We start from the raw sequence: 22,991 nt of genomic DNA on the forward strand, positions 1-22,991 counted from the left end.
GAAATAGACATTCCGGGGAAAATAATGGATTTTTTTATGCTTTGACAACAGCACGTTTCTATGCGCCCTTACCATCGCTAACCTGCAATCCCCCCAAACAGGCTATGGGAAAGCGTTTTGACGGTCCGTTATTCCGCCATCACTTATTTTATCCGGTGTGGTGATTTAAAAAACGGGGAATTTATCTGCTGCCCCGCAGGGCATACCGGCCTTTTTTCATCCGGCAAAAACTCTATTAAAAAAACAGCAGGCACCCGGTTTTATTTTTTAGGCGGATCCTGCAGGCTGTACAAAAAATATGGATATTTTTACAACTCTTTCAGGGAACGGATATTTCCGCAATAAAAAACGGTTCTTCCATGCAATCAATCAATTCAGAAAACATTCAGAAAAAAATGGAAGGCTTTGCAGGCCAGTTGACCAGTATACTGCCGCAGGCCAAAATAAAATTCTGTGCACAGCATATCTTTTGTAAAAATCTTTACATTACTGACATCGGGTACTACCCCAACGCGGCTCATCATGAACGTGAGCGGCCCAAGGGCTGTGCCCAATATATTTTAATTTATTGTGTAAAAGGGAGAGGCTGGTTTTCCATAGAGAATAAATCCTACGAGGTAAAGCCTAACGAATTCTTTATTATTCCTGCCGGTGCGGCGCATCATTACGGAGCACATGAAAAAGATCCCTGGAGCATTTACTGGTTGCATTTTGCAGGTAACGATGCTGACTTCTATTACCGGCTGCTTACAAAAACACAGGGGAAAGCACCTGTCAGTGCAGTCGTCAGCACATCGCGGCAGCTTATCTTTTATGATATCATTCAGCACCTGGAGCTGATGAACAACACTGATAATATTATTTACAGTTGCAGCTGTGCACATGCTTATCTTTCCTCTTTTCAGAATACACAAATAAAGCTGTCTGCCAATGAAAACAGCATCATCCAGCAGTGCATTACCTTTATGAAACAAAACCTGGATAAGCCCCTTCGTTTGGATGAGATCAGTGCAGAGGTAGGGCTTTCTTCCTCTCATCTCTCCTCTTTATTTAAAAAGCAGGTAAAGTCCAGCCCCATTCATTTGTTCACCTCCCTTAAAATACAGAAGGCCTGCCAGATGCTGATGGACAATTCCCATAACATAAAAACCATTTCATACAGCCTGGGTTATGAAGACCAGTATCATTTTTCCAGGGTATTCAAAAAGATCATGGGAATATCGCCCAAACATTTCAAAAATAAATAAGCGTAAAAAATACGTAATTGCCCCCATCAGGGTCCATATTATTGTATGATCCGGCTACCTTCCTCCAAAAGTACGCTTCCCTGCTGAACAGTTATTTTTTATGTGCATTGGCAATTTCTTCGTAGTCCGTTTTCCTGATATAAGGGCTATTATAAACCATTTGAAAAAAATTGCTTTCCATAATTGTTATCATTACCACAATCCCGTTTACAGATACTAACAAATTTGCACAAATTTCCAAAGGTGCTGTCCGATAAGCATATTCGGGCAAAAGGGCAAGTTCAAATGTTTGGAAAACTTATGCCCGGGAACTCACAAGATAAATGCAAGGTAATATAGAGCAGTTTTTGAATAAAAGCAGTCCACCGGCAAAAATTTGCCGTATTCAGGTAATACAATGAAATTACGCGCTTATAGTTATATACAGGTGCGCGCTGCAGCGATTATGGAAATCAGTTGTTTTAGTAAGGAATACAGCAACAGTTTTAATAAAAAAGTTGGCTATTTTTTTGGCGTAATAAAATGAGACCCCTATTTTTGCACTCCCAATTACGGGAACAGGTTTGATTCCGTAGCTCAGTTGGTAGAGCAATACACTTTTAATGTATGGGCCCTGGGTTCGAGTCCCAGCGGGATCACTTGATGGGACAGGTCTAAAAGAAAGACCTGTCCTGTTTTTTTCCTGTAGTTTGCTGGTATTCTGACAGATAAGACTTCTGAACTTTTACAACGATTATATATTTTGTTTTTTTAATTCCGCAACAGCAAAAGCACAGGCACGTGCCGTGAGCGCCATATACGTTAAAGACGGGTTCTGAGAGCCTGATGAAGTCATACAGCTTCCATCCGTGACAAACACATTTTTTACGGCATGCACCTGATTGAATTGATTCAACACTGAAGTTTCAGGATCATGTCCCATACGTGCGGTACCCATTTCGTGAATTGCCGATCCACCGGGCCGGTTGTATTTAAAGGAATCGATATCCTTAAACCCTGCCTGGGTTAACATTTCGGCAGATGTTTTCCTGATATCGTCAATCATTTTGCTTTCATTATCCCCGTAACTGAAATGGATCTTTACCAATGGTAACCCCCATTGATCCTTTTTGTCATCGCTTAACGATATCCTGTTGGTATAATAAGGCAAACACTCGCCCCATCCCTGCATCCACACGGTCCATGGGCCGGGAGTTGTCAATTTAGCTTTAAAATCTTTACCAAATTCATTAACCATATAACGGGATCTATCGCCCCACTCCTGCCGCTCGCCATGCCCCTGAAAGTTATAACCCCGCTTAAAGCCCAGGTTCTCGCCATCTTTCAGATTTCTGAACCTCGGAATAAAAAAACCTTCGGGCCGGCGGCCTTTATAATATTTATCAGAATACAGATCATAGAGAATACCATACGCGCCTGCTGCCGCAGTATGATCCATTAAATTATGACCAAGCTGCCCGCTGTCATTACCCAGCCCATCAGGAAATCTTGAGGATACTGACTGAAGCAGGATGGACGTTGTGGCAATAGTGGACGCATTCACAAACACGATCTTTGAAAAGAACTCAAGCCGCTCTTTGCTTATAGCATCAATAACACTTACCCCTGCAGCCCGCTGCTGCTGCTCGTCATACAGGATCTCAGCCACTATTGAAAACGGTCTTAAAGTAAGATTGCCGGTTGCCAGGGCGGCCGGAATAGTAGCGCTGTTACTGCTAAAGTAACCGCCAAACGGACAACCTCTGCTGCACAGGTTCCTTTCCTGGCAGGGGCCGCGGCCCTCCAACGTTTTTGTAAGATTGGCAAGGCGGGCGTTTGTCAGTACCCGTACAGGATCATGTTTTTTAATAGAATCCCTCAGATGCTCTTCAACACAGTTCAGGTTCCATGGCGGTAAAAACTCGCCATCAGGAAGATGAGGCAGGTTTTCTCTTCTACCGCTTATACCGATGTAGGTTTCTACATAAGAATACCATTGCTCAAGGTCCTTATACCTGATGGGCCAGTCAATAGCGATCCCATCTTTGGCATTTGCTTCAAAATCAAGATCGCTTAGCCGGTAACAATGTCTTCCCCAGGTGAGGGACTTCCCACCTACCTGGTAACCCCGGATCCAGTTGAATGGCTTTTCCTGTATATACGGGTGCTCTTTATCCCTCACATAAAAATGTTTATCAGCAGGCGTATATGACTGGCTTTGTATGGGGTCGTCTTCCCTGTCCTTTGCCGTGTTGTTAAAGCCCAGCTTAAAATCCCATGGATTCAGCATGGCTGTAGGGTAATCCACAATATGCTTTACATCGCGCCCTCTTTCAAGCAGCAATACCTTTAAGCCCTTTTTACACAACTCCATAGCAGCCCAGCCACCGCTGATGCCTGAACCTATTACAATTGCATCGTAAGTAATTGCCTGTTTGATTTTTTCACTTATATACATAACTATTTAGTGGCCCAGGATTTTTGATGAGGTTGAAGGGGAATACAGGCTTCATAAGACCCGGGGATATAATCGTATGCCAATGCTTTGGTAGCTCCCTGTTCAGACAGGCAAAAACCTTCTACCACCAGACCTTTTAATTTAGGATAGAACGGCATACCTAAAAACTTATCATTGATCTTATTGAATATCGGATATGAAAACCGGGCATGCCCCGCCACATACTTCAATGCCGCGCTTTTTTCAGCTGGTGTGCATTTCAGAAAATCTTTACCAAATTTACCGGATGTATAGTCTTCAATTTCCCGGATACCCGAAAGGAACCTGTTTTTTTCTTTAACACTGGCACAATGGATCATTACATTAACAATATAATCTGGAACGCCGGCATCCTTTGCTCCAGGCGTATCCGTTCTGGGTATGATCATTTCTGCAAGTTCGGCAATGACCGGCCGCTTGTCAGCAATTTGTTTCACATCAACATGCCTGCTGATCTCAAACCATTTATAAACAGAAACAGATGTTAGACTTAAACCACCTAAAACAAAAATACTTTTTAAATAGTCCCTTCTCTTCATTGAAATAAGCGAGTTTGGTTTTAAATACAGTTAAAGCTTTCCTGTTATTTTATTACAATTATAATCATTTCAACCCATATGCTGTTTAAATTTCGTTCAATACAATTTTTACAGCAGTGAGTTATTCTGTTTTCAGTAACCGCGGCTAAACGCCATACTTGTTGCAGTAATTCCGGCTCTTAATTAAAGTAGTATTTTCTTATTTACCGCTCCTGCGACCGGCTTTTATAATCAATCTTCTAAACAAGCCTTAAAATAAAACAATGTAATGATAACTAAATTAATATATATTAAAAAATATTTACATAATTTTTCTTCCCGGTGACTATTTCCCGGTCTTTATCCTTTTGCTGACTACCCGTATTTTTTATTCTTTTTTACCGTTCTAAACGGAGCCGGGGCTGGTATAAATAAATACCAGGAAGCGCCGGATCAAAAAGAGAACCTGCAGCTTCTGTCCGTTTCTTTAAACCGGTATATGCCGGCAATCTCTAAAACTTTAAAAGCTGCTTTTTAATATTTTATAAGTAGGTTTGTTGAAAATATTTTTAGTAGCAGATGAACGGATATTATAAAGATAAGGTGGTGGTGGTTACGGGCGGCACTGATGGCATCGGCCGCGGATTGGTGAGTGCCCTGCTTGGCTTTGGGGCAAAAGTAGCTACCTGTGGGCGCAACCATGATAAGCTCTATTCCCTTCAGGCAACGCATCCTTCTGCGTTTTTGCATACGATGGTAGCCGACGTAAGCCAGGAAGCCGAATGCCAGCGTTTTATTGAGTCTACTGTAGCAGCCTATGGCCGTATTGACATACTGATCAACAATGCAGGTATCAGCATGCGGGGCCTCTTTAAAGACCTGGATGTAACCGTTATCAGAAAGGTCATGGACATTAACTTTTATGGAGCTGTTTACTGTACCAAATTTGCACTGCCCTACCTGATAAAAAGCAAAGGAACTATTGTAGGCATTTCCTCAATTGCAGGCTACAGAGGACTGCCCGGCAGAACCGGCTATTCCGCCAGTAAATTTGCCTTGCAGGGATTTCTGGAATGCCTGATGACAGAGCTACGGGATGACCAGGTGCATGTAATGTGGGTAAGCCCAGGCTTTACTGCATCCAGCATCCGTGATAATGCCCTCAATGATAAAGGTGAAAAACAAAAGGAGAACCCTATGGATGAAGGGAAGATGATGACGGCAGAAGCCGCATCCCTTCTTATTTTACAAGCTATAAAAAACAGGAAAAGGACATTGGTCATAACAGGCACAGGAAAGGAAACTGTTTTTTTGAACAAGTTCTTTCCATCACTGGCAGACAAACTGGTGCATAAGTTTTATTTTAAAAACAAAGAGTTGATAAAATAATAAATGGTTAGTTATTTTGCAGGATATACACATCACTAAAAAATAAATGAATCTACCAGGCAGGAAATGAACTTTGTAACACTGACATCCGATATTGGTTACCAGGACTATCTGGTGGGCGCTGTTAAAGCCCAGTTGTTACAAATAGATGCTGATATTCATCTGGTAGATATTTCGCACAATATTACCCCGTTTAATTTTCCCCAGGCATCCTATGTTTGCAGGGGAGCCTTTAAAAATTTCCCGGAATTCACATTCCACCTTATACTGGTCAACCTGTTTGGTACAAAACCGGAGCATTTACTGGTAGCCTTTCATAAAAACCAGTACATCATTTGTGCCGATAACGGCTTGCTGAACATGATCCTTGAAGAGCGCCCGGATATTATTATTGGCATACCGCTTGATAAAAAGGCCGTAAAGAATACGCTCTATATCACCGGTATCATTGCAAAAACAGTGGAACGGCTGGTAAATGGTGAATCGATCCAGAAGATCGGGATCGCCGATTTTAACTTCATCGATAAAAATCCTTTACAACCACTGGTAGATACCAGCTATATAGAGGGGCAGATCATTTTTATTGACAATTTTGAAAATGTTATTGTAAACATTACCCGCAAACAATTTGAGGAACAGCGGCGCGGTCGCAATTTTAAGATCGTTTTTAAACGGGACGAGGTCATTGATAAGATCAGTGAATCTTACGCAGATGTGCGGGAAGGCGATAAACTGGCACTATTTAACAGCGCCGATTATCTGGAAATAGCCATTAATAAAGGGAATGCCGCCGGGCTCTTTGGCCTGAAAGGCTTTTCTGATAAGGCCAGCCAGTCATCTAACATTATGCAGAATCAACTGCTCTACCAGACAGTACGTGTTTACTTTGGGTAAGTTATCATTATTAAAATGTATATACCGGCGCATCTTAATAACTGAGCGTATGATAAAACCCGCTGTCATGATCCTGTGCACTACATTATATAACAAAAAATAACACCATTTAGATTAAATTGCGCCAAGATGAAGGTATGTCAGGCTAAAGAAACCATAAAAGCGTTGCTTTTATGCTTATTGAGACGACGATCTTGTATATTATTGGCTTTCAAAACAATAATATACTTGTCATGAACAGGCAACCATAAAAGCGTTGCATTTAAGTTCATCCGGATGACAAGTTTTTTTAATCGTCATCCCGGGCGTGGCCGGGGGATCTCTAATATTATAGAGATTTCTCCACTCTGCTTCGCTACGATATGACGAAACTATATATTATTAATCTTCAAAATAATACAACACTTGTCATTAACAGCCTGGCGGAGCCTGATCACCCTTCATAGAAATCCGGGTAACAGTGTTCTTTTAAATCTAAATAAATGGTATGAGCTTACAAAAAAGAAAAAGCAGGCCATTGCCCGGCCTGCTTTTTTCATTAACATGCATAAAGAAGGTTACCGCCCCAGGCCGATATTGTAAGCGACACCAATACCGATGCTCCCTGCATTGTATTTCTGGCTGCTGTTCCCTACGTTGATTTTCCCATCATCACCTGTAAATACTTTGGCGTAATGCGCAAACACATTCCAGTTACGGTTATGCCATCCGATTTCCGGTTTTAAATAAAAACCACCATCAGGACGGTCAACATTGCTGTTTGTTGCTACCTTTTCATCACCGGTAATAAAACTATAGCCCAGGTCTGTTCCTACATAAATACCTTTGGCCCGCGGGTAATAATGGATCAGCGCGGCTACAGGAACCACCCCAAAGTTATTGTTGTTAAGAGTGCTTCCACCAACCTTGTTGTCCTTTCCAAAAAACTGGTTATACCCTGTAGCAATACCAATGCCTACATGCGGGGTCACCAGGTTTTGATAAGCCACATCAACCCCAACATTTCCACCTGCATTTTCATTAGGCACTGCCACACCGCCCAATACACCTACCTTCAGTGTATTCTTCATACTTTGTGCTTGCACAAAACTGATGGATAAAACGCCCATCGCCGCTGCTAAAATTACCTTTTTCATATTTATAAAGTTTAAAAACACAATAGTAACAAGTAAAGCTTCAATAAGTTTACAGCTACTGTATCCGAAAAGATCTGTTTCTTGTTTTTTTGATCTTTCCAACTGCCTATAAGAAAAAACAATACCAATCTTTTTTATACTACTTCCACAACCGGTAAAAGTGACAAAGTTGCATTGAATCATCAGGTCAGTATGCACGGATATTGCGCTCAATCAATATTTTAAAATTTCAATAAGACTTTATGTCAAAACGGATAGGAATTTTCATCAGGCCCTTTATTACGGGTTTCCTCTTTTTATTTATCTTGTAGAATAAATTAATAATGAATGATCGTTGAAAATACTGCAACACCCCCGCCTGTTAAGAAAAAGAAACTATACCAGGTACTGTACTTCCAGGTTATTGTTGCCATTATTCTGGGAATATTACTGGGGCACTTTTTTCCGGAAACAGGTAAAAAAATGAAGCCCCTTGGTGATGGCTTTATCCTGCTGGTAAAAATGATCATTGCCCCTGTAATTTTTCTTACGATCAGCACAGGCATTGCAGGCATGAATGATCTTAAGAAAGTAGGGAGGGTGGCCGGAAAAGCATTTATCTATTTCCTTACCTTTTCCACACTGGCACTAATTATCGGGCTGATCATCGGCAAAATCGTACAGCCAGGCGCGGGGATGAACGTAGATCCGCAAAAGCTGGACACCAGCTCCATTGCAAAATATGTATCGCAGGCAAAAGAACAAACCCTCGTTCATTTTATTTTTGATATTATTCCGCAAACGCTGGTGAGCCCGATCACAGGCAATAACATCCTGCAGGTATTATTTGTAGCCATTTTATTTGGAGCGGGGCTTGCATTAACTGCCGAAAAAAGCAAAATGGTGGTCAGCTTCCTGCATGCGCTTACCTACCCAGTTTTCAAAATTGTTACTTTGCTGATGAAACTGGCGCCCATAGGTGCTTTCGGGGCAATGGCATTTACCATTGGTGAAAACGGTATCCGTTCAGTGATCAACCTCGGTTTGCTTGTTGCCACATTTTACACTACCTCTCTCTTGTTTGTGCTTATTGTTTTAGGAGCCGTTGCGCGCTACAACGGGTTTTCCATTTTTAAATTACTGCGCTATATAAAAGACGAGCTGTTGCTGGTGCTGGGTACCAGCTCCTCAGAGGCTGCCCTGCCCACATTGATGCAAAAACTGGAAAGAGCGGGATGTTCAAAATCAGTGGTGGGCCTGGTGATCCCTACAGGCTACTCTTTTAACCTGGATGGCACAAACATTTACATGACGCTGGCCTCCCTGTTTATTGCCCAGGCCTGTAACATTCATCTTACTTTAGAACATGAGATCCTGTTATTATTGGTTGCCATGCTAAGCTCAAAAGGAGCTGCAGGCGTTTCGGGGGCAGGTTTTATTACACTGGCAGCTACCCTTGCTATAGTGCCCGAAGTGCCTATTGCCCGCATGACATTGATCCTGGGTGTTGACCGTTTTATGTCGGAGTGCCGCGCCCTCACCAACCTTGTAGGAAACGGCGTTGCGACTATTGTGGTGGCCAACTGGGAAAAACAACTGGATAAGAAGCAGCTGCAAAACTGCCTGGATCATTCCTGATTTTTTTCTTTTTCATCAAATCTTCATAATCGGGTGCTATGTTTGTGTTGTAGTAATTAGTAATCAGGATAATATAGTGTAGTAAAACCACACCATTAATCCGATATTATTTTTAATCCGTATCTTTATTCCGGGTATCCTTTATGAGGGTGCCCGGTTTTTGTGTTATGAGGATCTTCTGCCTTGTTATATTAATCACCTGTACCCTTAACTTAAACGCCGGTTTCTGTAAGCAGGGTATTGTTAACACACAGGAGGTGAGATTACGGCAAAAGAAAAACAGGCAAAAACAAAAAGAACAGCAGCAGCAAAAACAGGATAAGCAAACTGAACCTAAACAGAAGCCCATCAAAGAAGTGCCCAAGGCAAAAAACCATCAGAAACCGAAAACAGTTTCACCGCCCCCAAAAGAAAAACCGGCTAAAAAAGCTCCACCCAAAACAGACGGCAAGAGGTAAGGCAGGTGAACAAACCGGGGCATTACCGCAGGATGCTGTTTTTATAATTAAACACCCTTCTCTTCTTATAAGGAAACAGGAAACTGCTTTGCTCCCCCTATTTAGCGTTTATTGTTTAACTATCTGTCTATATAAATGCCGCAACCTCACTGTCGGAAAAGGCTGCACCAATCCCATAAAGCAGAAGTTTTTTTAAATTCGGAAAATTATATTCACAAGCAGTAAAACAGAAATTGGGCTCAAACGCTACACGTTCTTTTAAATAATCCATAAAGTCCCTGCAGCAACCACACTGCCGGGATTGTTTACACATTTCCTCAAATATTCCTGCCTGCCCGAATCTTCGGGCGGTACAGGGGCATTAGTGGTATCTTTTTCGCGAACAATAACGCCTTTTAATAAGCGACATTTCAATTCTTTTTTTAACTTGAGCATCATTACCGGTTCTAAAATTCAGGCATGCGTGTATTGATTGTAGAAGATGAAAAATCATTAGCGGCAGAAATAAAATCTGCCCTGGAAAAAAATCATTTCAATTGTGAAATAGCCGGCACATCCAAAGACGCCCTGCAGGAGCTGGATAATGGCAGCTTTGACTTTATCCTGCTGGACATTGGCCTACCTGATAAAGACGGATTCTGGCTGCTGGAAGAGCTGCGCAAAGACTATACGGATGTTGCCGTGATTATTCTTACTGCCCGTGGCCAGGTGGAAGACCGGGTAAGAGGATTGGATGCCGGTGCGGACGATTACCTGGCAAAACCATTTTCCTTACTGGAGCTGCAATCCCGGATGCAGGCCATCATCCGCAGGAAATTCAAATTAAACGACACGCTGGTGACACTGGGCAGCTTTACCATCAACATTAAGAACAGGACAGTCCATTACCAGGATAAAGAGATCAACCTTTCCAGAAAAGAATTTGATCTGCTCAGCTACCTGATCCTTCATAAAAACCGCCCGCTGTCAAGAATGCAGCTCAGCGATCACTTATGGGGAGATAATGCAGATGATGAGTCCGACTCCAATTATATTGATGTGCACATTAAGAACATCCGTAAAAAAATGAATGCCTATGCGCCTACTGACTGGCTGGAGACTGTAAGGGGCATCGGCTATAAGATAAAAATAACTTCATGAAGCTGCAGACAAAACTAAGCCTATTTGCGGCAGCAGTAACGATCGGCTTTCTGGCGTTATTTGTAGGGCTGCTCCCCTACCTGATGCAGCGCATTGCTTTTCAGAACACCAATAAAACATTAATACAGCAAAGGAATAAAGTGCTGTCCGCTATTAAAAAAAACGGCATTGACTTTTACCTAGAAGGCGATACAGCCTACGGCAGCTACTCTATGTTGAAAGATGAGTATATTTCATTAGAGCCTTTCAACGATCAGTCCGTTTCCGGAAGGCTCCAGACGGCCCAGCGGATCATAGACAGGGATACGATCAGTTACCGGATCCTTACGGATACATTTACAGTCAATCAGCAGCCCTATCTTCTTGAAATTGGCAAAAAAGTAACTACAATTACCGAGGATGGTATAGCACTGCAAAAAAACACTTCCTATATCCTGGTAATGCTGGCTGTTTTTATAATCGTCGTTCAGTTATTTTATACCCGCTATTTACTAAAGCCCCTCGATTATATTATACGGACAAGGCTAATAAAAAGAACATTTCCTTTTAAGGACCCCAAACATCCTCTTAAGACAACCACTTATGACTTCAGTTATCTTGATGCTTCCATTCGGGCACTCATGCAGCAGGTAAATGACGCTTTTGAAAAAGAAAAAGAATTTACATCCAACGCCTCCCACGAGCTGATGACGCCCATCAGCATCCTGCAGAGCAAGCTGGAGAATATGCTGATGGATCCCGGTCTGCCGGACGATACCGTACCCAAACTGGAAGATATGATGCGTATTGTGAACCGCCTGAAAAAAATAGTGAACTCCTTATTACTGATCTCCAGGATCGAAAGTGAACAATACACATTCAACGACCAGGTTTCTGTAAAAAGAATGGTCCGCGAAGTGCTGGAAGAGCTGCAGCACCGGATCATTGAAAAAGGATTGATCATTAACGAAGCACTTTCTAACACGGTTACCCTACATCATGTAAATAAGGATCTGCTCTTTCAGTTATTTTACAACCTCATCCATAATGCCATTAAGTTCAGCAAATCAAAGGGCGCTATTACAATAAAAGACCAGACCGAAAATGGGGTTTATTCTATTTTTATTATTGACACAGGCGTTGGGATGAATAAAAACCAGCTGGAAAGAATCTTTGACCGCTTTAAGAAGGACCAGTATCAGCGGGAAGGCTTTGGCCTTGGATTGTCAATAGTAAAATCGATCGCAGATTATCTTGGAATAAAAATAACCGTCACTTCACAGCCCAACCAGGGCACTGCCTTTGATCTGCAGTTCTCAAGAGCACACCTGGAACAATAAAGTATATATACAGCTAACGGGCAACCACAATTTCTTTTGTATCTTTACGCTATCAATTGTTAAAATTTATGATAGCCTCTCTGTTTAAGAAAACCGATTTATGAAGAAAATTCTCCTGGCAGCAGCACTGGTGACAGCAATTACAGCAACCGCTCAAACCAAACATATTTTTAACGACCCCCCCGAACAAAAAGCACAGCGGATGCAATGGTGGACGAATGCCCGTTTTGGCATGTTCATTCACTGGGGGCTTTATTCCCTGGCAGCAAGGCATGAATGGGTGAAGCAGCATGAGCGGATGACCAGTGAGCAGTATCAGAAATATTTTGACCATTTTAACCCGGATGAATTTGATCCCAAAAAATGGGCGAAAGAAGCAAAAGCAGCAGGCATGAAGTATGCCGTACTTACCACCAAGCATCATGAAGGCTTTTGTTTGTTCGATTCAAAATACACGGATTACAAAGCGACCAATACCCAGGCAAAACGCGACCTGGTAAAGGAATTTGTAGAGGCATTCCGCGCAGAGGGGATCCGGATCGGGTTTTATTATTCTTTGATCGACTGGCACCATCCTGATTTTACGATAGACCGTGTGCATCCCCAGCGGCTTGGAGAAAATGCTACAGGAGCTGATTATGCAAAGCTGAATAAAGGAAAGAACTGGGAGCGTTACCGGCAATACCTGTATAACCAGGTAAAAGAATTAATGACCAATTACGGGAAGATCGATATCCTCTGGCTCGATTTTTCTTATCCCGGCAAAAACGGCAAAGGGCGTGAGGATTGGGGATCAATAGAGCTCTTAAAGATGGTAAAGCAGCTACAGCCGGGAATCATTATTGACAACCGCGCCGATCTGAATGACTATACTGATGGCTATGACTTTGAAACACCAGAGCAGGTAAAGCCTTCCGAGCTTTTAAAATATAAAGGAAAATACTGGGAAACCTGCCAGACCTTTTCCGGCAGCTGGGGGTATTACCGGGACGAGCATACCTGGAAAACGCACCGGCAGCTGCTGGACCTGCTGGTTACTTCTGTTGCTAACGGAGGCAATTTGATTCTGAATGTGGGCCCTACTGCCCGCGGCGAATTTGATTATCGCGCCCTGCATGCGCTGGACAGTCTTTCATACTGGATGCATGCAAATAATCCCTCAATTTATAACTGCACATTTGCACCTGACGAATATAAATTACCCGGTAATCCTGATATTAAACAAACATACGATCCCGTAAAGAAGCATTTGTACCTGCATCTGTTCACCTATCCCATCGATGGAAAACTGGTGCTACCGGGTTATGCAGACAAGATCAGCTACGCACAGTTCCTGAACGATGCCTCCGAATTATTATATAAAAAAGAAGACAGTAATATAGTGCTGCAACTGCCCGCGCAGCCGCCACCTTATGAAGTACCGGTAATAGAATTGTTTTTGAGGTAGGGTGACGATACAAACAACCTTTTCTTAGCCGGAGCTCCTATTATAATAAGGCGGGATCAAAAATAGTATTATAAATCCAGCTCTGTTGTAATAAACGATTTTGTTCCCTGCGGACCTGTAATACGTAACAGGGCCCGGGAAGCATCGCCCTTCACCGAAAGATCAAAATCAAAAAAATCGCAGCAAAGCCGCTCGGTTTTTATAAAAGCGGCAAGTTCATCAATGATGCGGTCTGTTCCCGGGAACTGATAATAAAATCCATTCTCTAATTCCTTTCTTTCAATCACCTGTTTTTTTAAGCTGGCTATAACGGTAGCTTTCCGTTTGCGCATTTCAGCATCAGTAAGTTTACAGGAAATTTTCTTTTCCCGGGCGGTTTGGTCATTACTGTTCATAATGTTGCTTTAGAAAAGTTCTGAATAAATACAGGAATATTTCAAAAAATGATACTTTAACCCTTGCTTCCCGGCTTCAACTTGTTGTTCTTGGTGCATATAAAATGATACACACTCCTAACAGGGCAACCAATGCTCCGATTATATCATAACGGTCCGGCTTGAATCCATCTACCTTCCAGGCCCATATCAAAGAAAGCGCAATAAACAGGCCGCCATAAGTGGCATACACCCTGCCAAAAGCAGCGGTTTGCCAGGTTGCCACAATTCCGTAAAAGGCCAGGATCACAGCTCCTGATATACCGTACCAGAGCGGTTTATCCTCTTTAAGCCATAGCCAGATAAGATAACCGCCCCCAATTTCACAGAGACCGGCAAGCAGAAAGATGAAAAAGGATTTCAGTATTGCCATTGGGCCATTTTTAAGCACACGCTTTTACAAATATAGACAATGGCATATCATCTATGATCATACAATGATCAGGATTGCGGCCTGTTCAATAAACGATACCTGGGCGGGATTGATCCGGCGTTTTGCCTCTTCATACCCAAACCACTCCCACCGGTCTACTTCCGGCGCCTGAATGATCTTGCCGGAACCCGGCGGCCACTGAAGGTTAAACGTGTTACTGCTTAAGGCGGTTGTGTCTATATCCCCTTCTACAGCCCATGCAAATACCAGCTTTCCCGCTTTTTGCTTTACAGGAGTTAAGGGCACAAACCGGCCAGTTACAGGATGCCCGGTCTCCTCTTCAAATTCCAGTTTGGCGCGTTCCAGCGGATCTTCATCTGCAGCTAGCTCTCCTTTGGGTATCGACCAGGCACCGGCATCCTTATTTTTCCAGAAAGGTCCGCCGGGGTGCACCAGGAAAAAATGGATACCGGTCGACTGCTTCCTATATAAAAGAATACCTGCGCTTGCTTTCATAAATAGTATAAATTTTAAGGCACAACATTCAAGGCGTCACCTAATCACCGGCCCGTCTCCTGCAATCTTTAACCGCTGTTGCAAATAAAGACAGGGCCCATAAAAGATAAAGGTACGCTTAACTTCTGAGGATCACATCACCACGGTCATAGGGAGCATGCAACGCTTTAAGCACTTCTTTGCTATATATAACTTTTTTGAGGTACATAACATTCACCTATTTCATCTTTGGTATCAGCGTACCTCAATTGAATTTAAAAACGCTAAGTACATAAATAATGATAAACAGCACCAGTTGAACAACCTGTACCGCAGTAAAGCTCCATTTAACGCTGTTCCATCGTTTATCATTTATTTTAACAGGAGTATCCTTTTCTATTATTTTTTTCAATGCAGCACCTGCTCTCCTGCGCAGTACGAATCCGTTAATAATAATAAGCAACAAAACGGCCATCTTTATCCTGAACCAAAGCTGTGCACCCCATACCTGGTGCAATTTTATCATCATTGTCACACCGGAAGCCAGGATAAGCAGCATCCCCATTCCCAAAAAGCGTTGCAGTTTATACAAATAATCTTCCAATACAACTGTTTTTACGGCATCAGTTGTACGGGCACTGCATAAAGCACGGAAAGTTATAAGATCAATAAAGGCAGTGCCTGCCATGATGGTGATGCCAATAATATGGATTACCAAAGCGATATGATACAATGTCATATTCATAGCTGTATTATTTAGACAATTTATGTTCAGATAAATCTTTTCCCGACACATAGCTTATACTGATAAGCACAAGCAGTAAATCAACCGATACAAAAATGATCTTTGAAAGCGGGTCTCCGCTGCATATGTGTGCGATCAGCCCCGAAACCATCGAAATAATAAAGCCCGCATATACCCACTCTTTTACCCTGACGGTTGTAAAGGGAAGCAAAAGCACTATGGCACCGATCACTTTGGCAATTACCAGTTCTATCCTGAAATAATCGGGGAAGCCTAATTTTCTTATGCCTTCGGGCTGAGAGTAGGTCAGGCAGGCACTTAAGAGGATAAAGAAGCTGATAAAGCCTTTTGCGATCCGGTACAGGATTTTATGCTGCTGTTTCATTTTTTATATTTAATACGTTATCGAAATTAATTTCATCAAATATATTACGTTTTAGAAATAAAATACACTATTTCGTATTATTTTTTTTATTTTTGTTACGTAAACGAAATAATTTATATGAATAAGACGGTTAAATTGGTAAACCAATGGGGTGAATTTGAGCAAAAGCATCCCGGGGGCGACATTGATGAGTTTTGCAGGTACTACCTGGCACACCATAAAGAAAAACCCGTTAAAGGTGCATTGGTAGGCGGTGTAGTGCCCGCGTTAATTGATGGATTGTTGCTGAAGATAATCGGCAGGATAAGCAAGCTGAACATGGCCTATGCCAACATCGCCCTCAAAGGAACCGGTTTACACCAGATTGAAGAATTTGGGATCTTACAAACGATCAAAAAAGAAAAGAGCCCCAAAAAAACAGAGGTCATTTATGCCAATCTGTTTGAGTTGTCCAGCGGGACTGATATGCTGAATCGTTTGAAAAAACGGGGGTTGATAAAAGAATATGCTGATAGCGAGGATAAGCGCTCCAAAAGAATTGAACTCACTGCCAAAGGTGAAAAAGTAATTACTGTATGCACAGAAAGGATTGAAAAAAACGCGGTGATGCTGATGAATGATTTACCGGCTGACGATAAAGAATTATGTATTCAGTTATTGAAAAATATCGAAATTAAATTCTCTGCCTTATGGCAAAAGCAAAAAGGAAAAGCCTTTGAGGATATTTATAAAGAAGTGATGACAGCTCCAAAAGAAGGTAAAATGGACAAAATATAAAAGGAACAAAGAGGCATAAAATTCGCCTCTTTTTATCAGGTAGTCCTGCCTGTAAAAATATTAAGCATATTTCTGCATGATTTAAGGAGGTCGGCCGCTTTGATGAATGGTTAGTCATTGATTATCAATCGTTTTTAAGTAGCGCCTTTTGAACCGATTGTTTGCTCTTAAAGCCAATCAAATTATGATTTTCCGAATGCTTTGATTCCAGGATTTCCCAAATAATCGACACATTGATATGAGAATAAACTATATTTCAAATCAATCAAATCATTATTGATTACTGCAAAAAGTTAAACAATTCATTTTGAGATCGACATTATAGCAATATGTCCGAAATAAACAATTTATCTCCATTATACAACACGCCCTACAAAGCTCTTAGAGCGTTACAAAAATTTATTTCTGATCATAAAGATTATTTCAGACATCATGTTGTTACAGCATTTGCCTTCTATAAAAGAGATCAGGTAGACCTATGGCAAGCTATTCGTCATTTAGGAGGCATTAAACATTTTAACAAAGCGTACAAACTGCAATTAAAGATTCAACATATTGGTTGGACAGAACAAAGGCTGATAAAAGCCCTTTGGGAATTACATGCCAAGGGATATACTATTAGTTTAATGGGATTGAAAGCTATTGAAAGAACAGACCTTGTGACAATCGCCAAACGACTCAGTTCCCTTGGAGATATTAAGATAAAAATGGGTCTCGCCAAAAAGAGAAATAAATGGACGAAACAAAAAATACTTAATGAATATCAGGTACTCTACGAGAAATGGAAGAAGGCTCCAACCCACACTGAACTGAATAGGAAAGGTTATGGACCGCTTGTACAAGCCATCCGTAAATATTTTAAAACCTTCAAAAACATAAGAAGTAAACTAAATATAACCGTTTCCCGAAAAGAGCCAAAGTATTGGTCAAAGCGGCGGACTATTAGAGAACTCAAGAATTTTTGCAATGCTAATAAATCACTTATCGAAAATACTTCTATATGTAGTGCTATACAAACTCAAAAAAACCATTCTTTAATGAACGCAGTAAGGGCACATGGCGGGTTTAAAGCACTAAATAAGCAACTGAAGTTGGGGCTACTTTTGCATGGCGAAAGGTGGAATGAGAAAAAGGTCTTGCAAGTCTTAAGGCGACTATATAAAGAGGGAATTGAGTTTACTAAAAATAATATTACAGAATTTGGAAGTCATGGATTAATTGGAGCTATTTATAGATTTGGAAATCTTAATTATTTTAGAGAAGCGTTGGGTGTATCAATAAGCAGGCATCACAATTGGACAGAGGAAAATGTAACTGAACAACTAAAACCTATAATCGACTATTACCGTTTTATGCCTACGGGAAGTATTCTCAAGGCTATCGGACGAAACGATCTGGCAAGTGCCATATCAAGACTTGGCGGGTGGTTCTATTTTTCCAATATTTGCTACCTGTTATGCTACACAATAATTTTGTAGCACAATTTAGGCGTATGCAAAAGAAAGGTACTATAAGGCTATGGCACCGCACCGACAAGGCAATAAAAGCGGCGCATTCCCCGTGCATATTATTTATTTGGTGAGTGGCAAACGGGAATACTTTACCACGGGGGCTATTGTGTTCCCTGAACAGTATGACAACGGCGAAATAACCGCTCTCGCTACTTCCATAGGCAGAAAGAAATATGGCCTAAAGATTTACGAGATACCTAGCCGGGAGGATGCTAAAAGGGATAACGATGCAATAATGGCCGTTATAAAGGAAATACGGCGCATTGAAGACCGTTACCGCTTGGATGGTAAACAATAAACAATATACCAGAGGGATGGTAAAGGCCGAATATGACAAGCTACGCTACCCAGAAAGGCATAATAAACCCTCATTAACCTTTGCGCAGTGGGCTAATCAGTTAGTAACATAAGCCCAGGCGGGGGAACTGGTAAATAAAAAGGGGCGCACCATCAGCAACGGAACTGCGAAAGAATATAATACAACAGCCATAAGGATAAATGAATATGCCCCGTCCGCTTTGCTGGTGGATGTAGGGGGAGACTGACTGGCAGGATTTTACAGCTACCTGACCACAACAGGTATGAATAATATCACAGCTGCTAAACTGCTAAGTACAGCAAAGACATTGATTACCTATGCTGATTTTAAAGAAATTACCGTTAATCAGCATTATAAAAAATTTACACCTGAAAGGGATAGCGATCTGGAAGTTATCAGCCTGACAAGAAAGGAGTTTACACAGTTAATTAATTTCGATTTAAAGGGCAATACGAGGCTTGAAAATATCCGGGATGTGTTTCTGTTTAGTTGCGCCACCGGTTTGCGATATAGCGACCTTGCGCAGCTTGCATGGCATCAGATTGAGGAAGATAGCATAAGGCAGCGCAGCGTTAAAAGAAAAAGGCTTGTTGATATACCTTTGAACCATATCAGCCTGAGGATATTAGCGAAGTATGCCGGTCTGCCAAAGCCGTTGCCTGTTATCAGTAATCAAAAGAGTAACAACGCCCTGCATGATCTGTTTAGAGAAACGAAGCTGAATACTAACATTGAAATAATACGGTACAAAGGAGCTGAACGGATTGCAGCAGTATTTCCGAAACATGAGCTGATAAGTATGTACAGCGGACGGAAGACTTTCGCTACCCTGTCAATTGGGGAAGGTAAAACGATTCCTGAGGTTATGGCCTGGGGTGGATGGACAGATTACCGGAGCTTTAAACGCTATGTAAATGTCCAGGGTGCGCAAATGGGGAACAATCTTACAAATATTTGGAGTTAAGTACAGATGCCTTGCGGGAATAGCCACGCTGCAAGATTGAAAGCCGGGGATTGATGATTTCATTTTTTTAAACAATTTCATTTTATTAAATTTGCCTTAATGGTAATAATTACAAAAACGACCATTGAGAAATACGCCCGCAGGCATACTGTTGCGGCTGAACCGTTGAATACCTGGTATGCGACGGCAAAGGCTGCGGACTGGGGTCATTTCCCAGATGTACGGAATACCTTTAAGAGTGCGGATTATGTGGGCAATAACAGGATTGTGTTTAATATCAAAGGCAATGATTTCAGGCTGATCGCTTTGGTATTATTCAGCACAAGAACAATGTTTATATTATGGTTCGGCACACATGCTGAATACGATAAGATTAACAAATTAGTTGGCGCAAAAAATATAGAATATGAAGATTAAAAGCAACAAAGAATACAAGGAAACCCTGCACAAGGTTTACAAGCTCATGAATAAAGGTGAAAAAAAACTGACAGCTGCTGAAAAAGAACGGTTAGAGCAAATGGCAAAGGCGGCTGAATATTACGAGGATCATGTATTGAAAATAATGCCTCTGCCTGTAACCGTTGTATCTGTGGTTCAAGAGAAAATAGAGGAACTGGACATTCCCCAGGTGAAGTTGTCCAAGATGCTAAACATTGGCACATCCAAGTTGTCGCAGATACTCAACGGCAAGCGCAAACCGGATGTTCCGTTCCTGAAGGCCGTGCATGAAAAACTAAATATTGACGGAAACCTGTTGCTGGAGAAGGTATGAACTGGAAAGTATTAAATAGCGAAAATGATTATAATAAGGCTAATAAACGTTTAATGGAAATTTTCCATGCGGAGCCAAACAGCCCCGAATATGATGAGCTGGGCGTTTTGATTCTTTTGATAAAAGACTATGACGAAAGACATTACTCCCTGCCCGCGGTAGACATATTGGAAGTGATCAAAGAGAAAATGAAGGAAAAAGGACTGAGGAATAAAGACCTTGAACCTATTATCGGTAGCAAAGGTTATGTATCCTCCATCCTTTCAGAGCGCCGTAAAATAACGCTGAAAATAGCAGGAAGGCTAAAAGACTATTTTAAGTTACCGGCTGAAATATTTTTACCGGCTTCGTAAATGGTAGGCGTGAGATTAAAAGAAACGGGTATGTCAAACGAATTAAAGGAGGAGGTTATAAGAGAGGGCGCGTTCAAACAACTTCCTCGGGCAATACTTGAAGGAGGCAGCTTTCATGGCTTCAAAGGCTATGGGAGCTTGTAAAAAGAAATAGAATTGGACGATCTTTTAAACTCCCTTATTCCCGGCCACTCCAAATAATAAAAAAGCCTCCCAATATTGCTATTGGAAGGCTTTTTGTCGGGACGACTAGATTCGAACTAGCGACCCCTTGCACCCCATGCAAGTGCGCTACCGGGCTGCGCTACGTCCCGATCCGAAAATCGGACGGCAAATATAGGACAATTTCTTCTTATTGCGAATAAGATTCTTCTTTAAAACCCTGATGGTTCATTTTAAGATTTTACCAACAGAATTTACCAGTCAAAAAATTTCAAATTCTTCCTATCTTCGCCCCTTAATGAATATTCTCATTAAGCAATCCAGGATCATCGACCCCACCTCTTCTTTTAATGGTCGTACCGCCGACATTCTTATTGTAAATGGTATTATTCAATCCATCGGCAAAACTATTTCCCATAAAGGAGCTAAGATCGTAGATGGCAAAACGCTGCACGTGAGCCCCGGTTGGGTGGATCTTTTTGCGGATTTTGCAGATCCGGGTTATGAATACCGGGAAACGCTTTCCTCCGGTGCCAAAGCGGCGGCAGCCGGTGGGTTTACAGATGTATGCATCGTTCCCAATACCCGGCCGGCGCTGGATCAGAAGTCGGCTATAGAATACATACTGGCAAAAGCAGCCGCTCTTCCGGTAACCATTCATCCTTTGGGAGCCGTTACCAAAAATACAGAGGGTAAAGAACTGGCGGAGATCTATGATATGCGCCACTCAGGAGCCATGGCATTTACAGACGGTACCAATGCCATCCAGTCGTCAGATATTATGGTAAAAGCACTGCAATACATTAAACCATTTAAGGGGGTATTGATACAGGTGCCGGATAATAAAGACATACAACCCCAAGGACTGGTCAATGAGGGTATAACCGCCACCCGTTTAGGCCTGCAGGCCAAACCTGCCATTGCTGAAGAATTGTTAATAGCACGCGATATAAAACTGGCACAATATGCAGACTCCCGCCTGCATATTACCGGCATCACCACTGCCGCATCTGTGAAGCTGGTAAAGGAGGCCCGGCAAAAAAAAACCGATGTAACCGTTTCTGTAACACCGGCTCATTTGTTTTTCAGCGAGGAAGACCTGGTTACCTACGATACCCATCTGAAGCTGAACCCGCCCTTACGTACGATTAACGACCGGAAGGCGCTTCAAAAAGGTATTGCTGATGGCACCATCGACTGTATAGCCACGCACCATATTCCTTATGATACGGATCACAAAACAGTAGAGTTTGAATATGCAAAATACGGGATGATCGGCTTGCAGACGGCCTATGCGGTTTTAAGAACCGCCCTGCCGGAAATTTCGCAGGAACGCTGGGTAGAACTGCTGGCTATTAACCCGCGGAAAATTCTCGGGCTGCCCGTTCCTTCTATCAAAGAAGGCGCCCCCGCTTCTCTTACGGTTTTTGCACCCGAACAAAAATGGGAGCTGCATGCTGATGCCATATTATCCAAAAGTAAAAATTCAGCTTTCATGGGCAAACAATTAATTGGCAAGCCTTTAGGAATTATTCATAATAATCGGTCTCATCTTTTACTTTAGACAAACATATGACGATCAACGCAACCAGGAAAGGGTTTATTACAGGCGTGCTGATGGTACTGCTGGGTCTGCTGCTCATCTGGCAGAAGGTGCCCAATACATCAGGCCTCCAGTACCTGGTATTCTTATTATATGGTGCCGGCATCGTTTGGGCCATTTACCCGGCAGCGCAAAGCGGCAGTTGGATGTTCAAAGGTTTATTTAACCAGGGGTTCCGCTGTTTTGTTATCGTTACCCTTATTATGGCGGTTTATACCTTTATTTTTTTCCAGTTTAATAAAGCCCGGATCGAAAAAGATATTGAGGTAGCCAAACAGGAGCGCCTGAAAACAGCTAAAGACCGCACACCTGCTGAAATAGAGCAGGAAGCGCAAACTACCCGCAAATTTTATATACCGCTGATGGTATCCCAAACCATTTTCCAGTACCTGCTGATCGGCGTGGTTGTTTCCACCGTCACAGCAGGAACCTTATCTTTGTCCCGGAAAAAATAAAA

General features: G+C 42.1%; 24 protein-coding genes and 2 tRNA genes. 17 read left to right on the forward strand and 9 right to left on the reverse strand.

Translation table 11 applies throughout. The features are described from left to right. Nucleotides 1–359 precede the first annotated feature (359 nt). Both A8C56_RS12700 and A8C56_RS12710 read left to right on the forward strand, forming a co-directional pair. A complete protein-coding gene (locus A8C56_RS12700) occupies nucleotides 360–1,247 on the forward strand; it encodes an AraC family transcriptional regulator (protein WP_084490190.1) in 888 nt (295 codons plus the stop codon). A 565-nt stretch (nucleotides 1,248–1,812) separates the two neighbouring features. Further along, nucleotides 1,813–1,885: transfer RNA gene (locus A8C56_RS12710), tRNA-Lys, on the forward strand. Between the two features lie 95 nt (nucleotides 1,886–1,980). Here A8C56_RS12710 and A8C56_RS12715 read toward each other — a convergent pair. Then, nucleotides 1,981–3,684 (reverse strand): FAD-dependent oxidoreductase, encoded by a 1,704-nt coding sequence (locus A8C56_RS12715; protein ID WP_067756579.1) that lies wholly within the window; start codon nucleotides 3,682–3,684, stop codon nucleotides 1,981–1,983. Nucleotides 3,685–3,686: 2 nt separating this feature from the next. Next, nucleotides 3,687–4,262 carry a gluconate 2-dehydrogenase subunit 3 family protein gene (locus A8C56_RS12720; protein WP_067756582.1) on the reverse strand — a complete coding sequence of 192 codons (576 nt, stop codon included), beginning with the start codon at nucleotides 4,260–4,262 and terminating at the stop codon, nucleotides 3,687–3,689. 558 nt (nucleotides 4,263–4,820) lie between these two features. Between A8C56_RS12720 and A8C56_RS12725 the strand changes: the two genes are divergently transcribed. Further along, nucleotides 4,821–5,630 carry an SDR family oxidoreductase gene (locus tag A8C56_RS12725; RefSeq protein ID WP_067756585.1) on the forward strand — a complete coding sequence of 270 codons (810 nt, stop codon included), beginning with the start codon at nucleotides 4,821–4,823 and terminating at the stop codon, nucleotides 5,628–5,630. A gap of 66 nt (nucleotides 5,631–5,696) precedes the next feature. Continuing rightward, entirely contained in the window at nucleotides 5,697–6,524 is an 828-nt protein-coding gene (locus tag A8C56_RS12730; protein ID WP_067756588.1) for an SAM hydrolase/SAM-dependent halogenase family protein, read from the forward strand. 557 nt (nucleotides 6,525–7,081) lie between these two features. Here the strand turns inward: A8C56_RS12730 and A8C56_RS12735 are convergent. Then, nucleotides 7,082–7,660, reverse strand: coding sequence for a hypothetical protein (locus A8C56_RS12735; protein ID WP_067761983.1), 579 nt, complete (start codon nucleotides 7,658–7,660; stop codon nucleotides 7,082–7,084). A gap of 327 nt (nucleotides 7,661–7,987) precedes the next feature. Here A8C56_RS12735 and A8C56_RS12740 point away from each other — a divergent pair, with 327 nt between their 5' ends. From A8C56_RS12740 to A8C56_RS12765, 4 genes are all read left to right on the forward strand, one after another. Further along, a complete protein-coding gene (locus A8C56_RS12740) occupies nucleotides 7,988–9,277 on the forward strand; it encodes a dicarboxylate/amino acid:cation symporter (RefSeq protein ID WP_067756591.1) in 1,290 nt (429 codons plus the stop codon). Nucleotides 9,278–10,194: 917 nt separating this feature from the next. Next, nucleotides 10,195–10,875: a response regulator transcription factor gene (locus A8C56_RS12755; RefSeq protein WP_067756600.1), complete on the forward strand. Its 681-nt coding sequence runs from the start codon at nucleotides 10,195–10,197 to the stop codon at nucleotides 10,873–10,875. Then, complete coding sequence (locus A8C56_RS12760; RefSeq protein ID WP_067756603.1) at nucleotides 10,872–12,194, forward strand: sensor histidine kinase; 1,323 nt, start codon at nucleotides 10,872–10,874, stop codon at nucleotides 12,192–12,194. Before A8C56_RS12755 ends, A8C56_RS12760 begins: the two co-directional genes overlap by 4 nt. A 100-nt stretch (nucleotides 12,195–12,294) precedes the next feature. Continuing rightward, complete coding sequence (locus A8C56_RS12765) at nucleotides 12,295–13,641, forward strand: alpha-L-fucosidase (RefSeq protein ID WP_067756606.1); 1,347 nt, start codon at nucleotides 12,295–12,297, stop codon at nucleotides 13,639–13,641. Nucleotides 13,642–13,709: 68 nt separating this feature from the next. On the opposite strand, the gene A8C56_RS12770 is transcribed toward A8C56_RS12765, so the two are convergent. The 5 genes from A8C56_RS12770 to A8C56_RS12790 form a co-directional block, all read right to left on the reverse strand. Further along, nucleotides 13,710–14,036 carry a hypothetical protein gene (locus A8C56_RS12770; protein WP_067756609.1) on the reverse strand — a complete coding sequence of 109 codons (327 nt, stop codon included), beginning with the start codon at nucleotides 14,034–14,036 and terminating at the stop codon, nucleotides 13,710–13,712. A 76-nt stretch (nucleotides 14,037–14,112) separates the two neighbouring features. Then, nucleotides 14,113–14,448, reverse strand: coding sequence for a YnfA family protein (locus A8C56_RS12775; RefSeq protein WP_067756612.1), 336 nt, complete (start codon nucleotides 14,446–14,448; stop codon nucleotides 14,113–14,115). A gap of 57 nt (nucleotides 14,449–14,505) precedes the next feature. Beyond that, nucleotides 14,506–14,964: an NUDIX domain-containing protein gene (locus A8C56_RS12780; RefSeq protein WP_067756615.1), complete on the reverse strand. Its 459-nt coding sequence runs from the start codon at nucleotides 14,962–14,964 to the stop codon at nucleotides 14,506–14,508. A gap of 244 nt (nucleotides 14,965–15,208) precedes the next feature. After that, nucleotides 15,209–15,688: a hypothetical protein gene (locus A8C56_RS12785; RefSeq protein ID WP_067756618.1), complete on the reverse strand. Its 480-nt coding sequence runs from the start codon at nucleotides 15,686–15,688 to the stop codon at nucleotides 15,209–15,211. Nucleotides 15,689–15,695: 7 nt separating this feature from the next. Then, on the reverse strand, nucleotides 15,696–16,073 hold the full coding sequence (locus tag A8C56_RS12790) for a DoxX family protein (protein WP_067756621.1): 378 nt from the start codon (nucleotides 16,071–16,073) through the stop codon (nucleotides 15,696–15,698). A 117-nt stretch (nucleotides 16,074–16,190) separates the two neighbouring features. Here A8C56_RS12790 and A8C56_RS12795 point away from each other — a divergent pair, with 117 nt between their 5' ends. The 7 genes from A8C56_RS12795 to A8C56_RS12825 all read left to right on the forward strand — a co-directional run bounded on the left by A8C56_RS12795 (nucleotide 16,191) and on the right by A8C56_RS12825 (nucleotide 20,769). After that, entirely contained in the window at nucleotides 16,191–16,850 is a 660-nt protein-coding gene (locus A8C56_RS12795; protein WP_067756624.1) for a MarR family winged helix-turn-helix transcriptional regulator, read from the forward strand. A gap of 329 nt (nucleotides 16,851–17,179) precedes the next feature. Continuing rightward, on the forward strand, nucleotides 17,180–18,328 hold the full coding sequence (locus A8C56_RS12800) for a hypothetical protein (RefSeq protein ID WP_067756627.1): 1,149 nt from the start codon (nucleotides 17,180–17,182) through the stop codon (nucleotides 18,326–18,328). 40 nt (nucleotides 18,329–18,368) lie between these two features. After that, the gene (locus A8C56_RS12805; protein ID WP_067756630.1) at nucleotides 18,369–18,659 is read left to right on the forward strand and encodes a hypothetical protein; all 291 of its coding nucleotides are present in this window, start codon (nucleotides 18,369–18,371) and stop codon (nucleotides 18,657–18,659) included. A 283-nt stretch (nucleotides 18,660–18,942) separates the two neighbouring features. Further along, nucleotides 18,943–19,644, forward strand: coding sequence for a tyrosine-type recombinase/integrase (locus A8C56_RS12810; protein ID WP_067756632.1), 702 nt, complete (start codon nucleotides 18,943–18,945; stop codon nucleotides 19,642–19,644). A 99-nt stretch (nucleotides 19,645–19,743) separates the two neighbouring features. After that, entirely contained in the window at nucleotides 19,744–20,061 is a 318-nt protein-coding gene (locus tag A8C56_RS12815) for a type II toxin-antitoxin system HigB family toxin (protein WP_067756634.1), read from the forward strand. Continuing rightward, on the forward strand, nucleotides 20,051–20,416 hold the full coding sequence (locus tag A8C56_RS12820; protein WP_067756637.1) for a helix-turn-helix domain-containing protein: 366 nt from the start codon (nucleotides 20,051–20,053) through the stop codon (nucleotides 20,414–20,416). The genes A8C56_RS12815 and A8C56_RS12820 overlap by 11 nt, the downstream gene beginning before the upstream one ends. Before the next feature lie 53 nt (nucleotides 20,417–20,469). Then, entirely contained in the window at nucleotides 20,470–20,769 is a 300-nt protein-coding gene (locus A8C56_RS12825; protein ID WP_157097970.1) for a helix-turn-helix domain-containing protein, read from the forward strand. A gap of 240 nt (nucleotides 20,770–21,009) precedes the next feature. Here A8C56_RS12825 and A8C56_RS12830 read toward each other — a convergent pair. Beyond that, a tRNA-Pro gene (locus tag A8C56_RS12830) sits at nucleotides 21,010–21,083 on the reverse strand. Between the two features lie 146 nt (nucleotides 21,084–21,229). On the opposite strand from A8C56_RS12830, the gene A8C56_RS12835 reads away from it, so the two are divergent. Continuing rightward, nucleotides 21,230–22,495 carry a dihydroorotase gene (locus tag A8C56_RS12835; RefSeq protein ID WP_067756644.1) on the forward strand — a complete coding sequence of 422 codons (1,266 nt, stop codon included), beginning with the start codon at nucleotides 21,230–21,232 and terminating at the stop codon, nucleotides 22,493–22,495. 8 nt (nucleotides 22,496–22,503) lie between these two features. Further along, on the forward strand, nucleotides 22,504–22,989 hold the full coding sequence (locus tag A8C56_RS12840; RefSeq protein ID WP_067756647.1) for a DUF4199 domain-containing protein: 486 nt from the start codon (nucleotides 22,504–22,506) through the stop codon (nucleotides 22,987–22,989). Nucleotides 22,990–22,991 lie beyond the last annotated feature (2 nt).

The organism is Niabella ginsenosidivorans (genome assembly GCF_001654455.1).
GTDB classification, from domain to species: Bacteria; Bacteroidota; Bacteroidia; order Chitinophagales; family Chitinophagaceae; genus Niabella; species Niabella ginsenosidivorans.

Coding starts and splice junctions, on each gene's coding strand:
- A8C56_RS12700 (WP_084490190.1), top strand. CDS start 360: ATGCAATCAATCAATTCAGAAAACATTCAGAAAAAAATGGAAGGCTTT.
- A8C56_RS12715 (WP_067756579.1), bottom strand. CDS start 3,684: ATGTATATAAGTGAAAAAATCAAACAGGCAATTACTTACGATGCAATT.
- A8C56_RS12720 (WP_067756582.1), bottom strand. CDS start 4,262: ATGAAGAGAAGGGACTATTTAAAAAGTATTTTTGTTTTAGGTGGTTTA.
- A8C56_RS12725 (WP_067756585.1), top strand. CDS start 4,821: ATGAACGGATATTATAAAGATAAGGTGGTGGTGGTTACGGGCGGCACT.
- A8C56_RS12730 (WP_067756588.1), top strand. CDS start 5,697: ATGAACTTTGTAACACTGACATCCGATATTGGTTACCAGGACTATCTG.
- A8C56_RS12735 (WP_067761983.1), bottom strand. CDS start 7,660: ATGAAAAAGGTAATTTTAGCAGCGGCGATGGGCGTTTTATCCATCAGT.
- A8C56_RS12740 (WP_067756591.1), top strand. CDS start 7,988: ATGATCGTTGAAAATACTGCAACACCCCCGCCTGTTAAGAAAAAGAAA.
- A8C56_RS12755 (WP_067756600.1), top strand. CDS start 10,195: ATGCGTGTATTGATTGTAGAAGATGAAAAATCATTAGCGGCAGAAATA.
- A8C56_RS12760 (WP_067756603.1), top strand. CDS start 10,872: ATGAAGCTGCAGACAAAACTAAGCCTATTTGCGGCAGCAGTAACGATC.
- A8C56_RS12765 (WP_067756606.1), top strand. CDS start 12,295: ATGAAGAAAATTCTCCTGGCAGCAGCACTGGTGACAGCAATTACAGCA.
- A8C56_RS12770 (WP_067756609.1), bottom strand. CDS start 14,036: ATGAACAGTAATGACCAAACCGCCCGGGAAAAGAAAATTTCCTGTAAA.
- A8C56_RS12775 (WP_067756612.1), bottom strand. CDS start 14,448: ATGGCAATACTGAAATCCTTTTTCATCTTTCTGCTTGCCGGTCTCTGT.
- A8C56_RS12780 (WP_067756615.1), bottom strand. CDS start 14,964: ATGAAAGCAAGCGCAGGTATTCTTTTATATAGGAAGCAGTCGACCGGT.
- A8C56_RS12785 (WP_067756618.1), bottom strand. CDS start 15,688: ATGAATATGACATTGTATCATATCGCTTTGGTAATCCATATTATTGGC.
- A8C56_RS12790 (WP_067756621.1), bottom strand. CDS start 16,073: ATGAAACAGCAGCATAAAATCCTGTACCGGATCGCAAAAGGCTTTATC.
- A8C56_RS12795 (WP_067756624.1), top strand. CDS start 16,191: ATGAATAAGACGGTTAAATTGGTAAACCAATGGGGTGAATTTGAGCAA.
- A8C56_RS12800 (WP_067756627.1), top strand. CDS start 17,180: ATGTCCGAAATAAACAATTTATCTCCATTATACAACACGCCCTACAAA.
- A8C56_RS12805 (WP_067756630.1), top strand. CDS start 18,369: ATGGCACCGCACCGACAAGGCAATAAAAGCGGCGCATTCCCCGTGCAT.
- A8C56_RS12810 (WP_067756632.1), top strand. CDS start 18,943: ATGAATAATATCACAGCTGCTAAACTGCTAAGTACAGCAAAGACATTG.
- A8C56_RS12815 (WP_067756634.1), top strand. CDS start 19,744: ATGGTAATAATTACAAAAACGACCATTGAGAAATACGCCCGCAGGCAT.
- A8C56_RS12820 (WP_067756637.1), top strand. CDS start 20,051: ATGAAGATTAAAAGCAACAAAGAATACAAGGAAACCCTGCACAAGGTT.
- A8C56_RS12825 (WP_157097970.1), top strand. CDS start 20,470: ATGGAAATTTTCCATGCGGAGCCAAACAGCCCCGAATATGATGAGCTG.
- A8C56_RS12835 (WP_067756644.1), top strand. CDS start 21,230: ATGAATATTCTCATTAAGCAATCCAGGATCATCGACCCCACCTCTTCT.
- A8C56_RS12840 (WP_067756647.1), top strand. CDS start 22,504: ATGACGATCAACGCAACCAGGAAAGGGTTTATTACAGGCGTGCTGATG.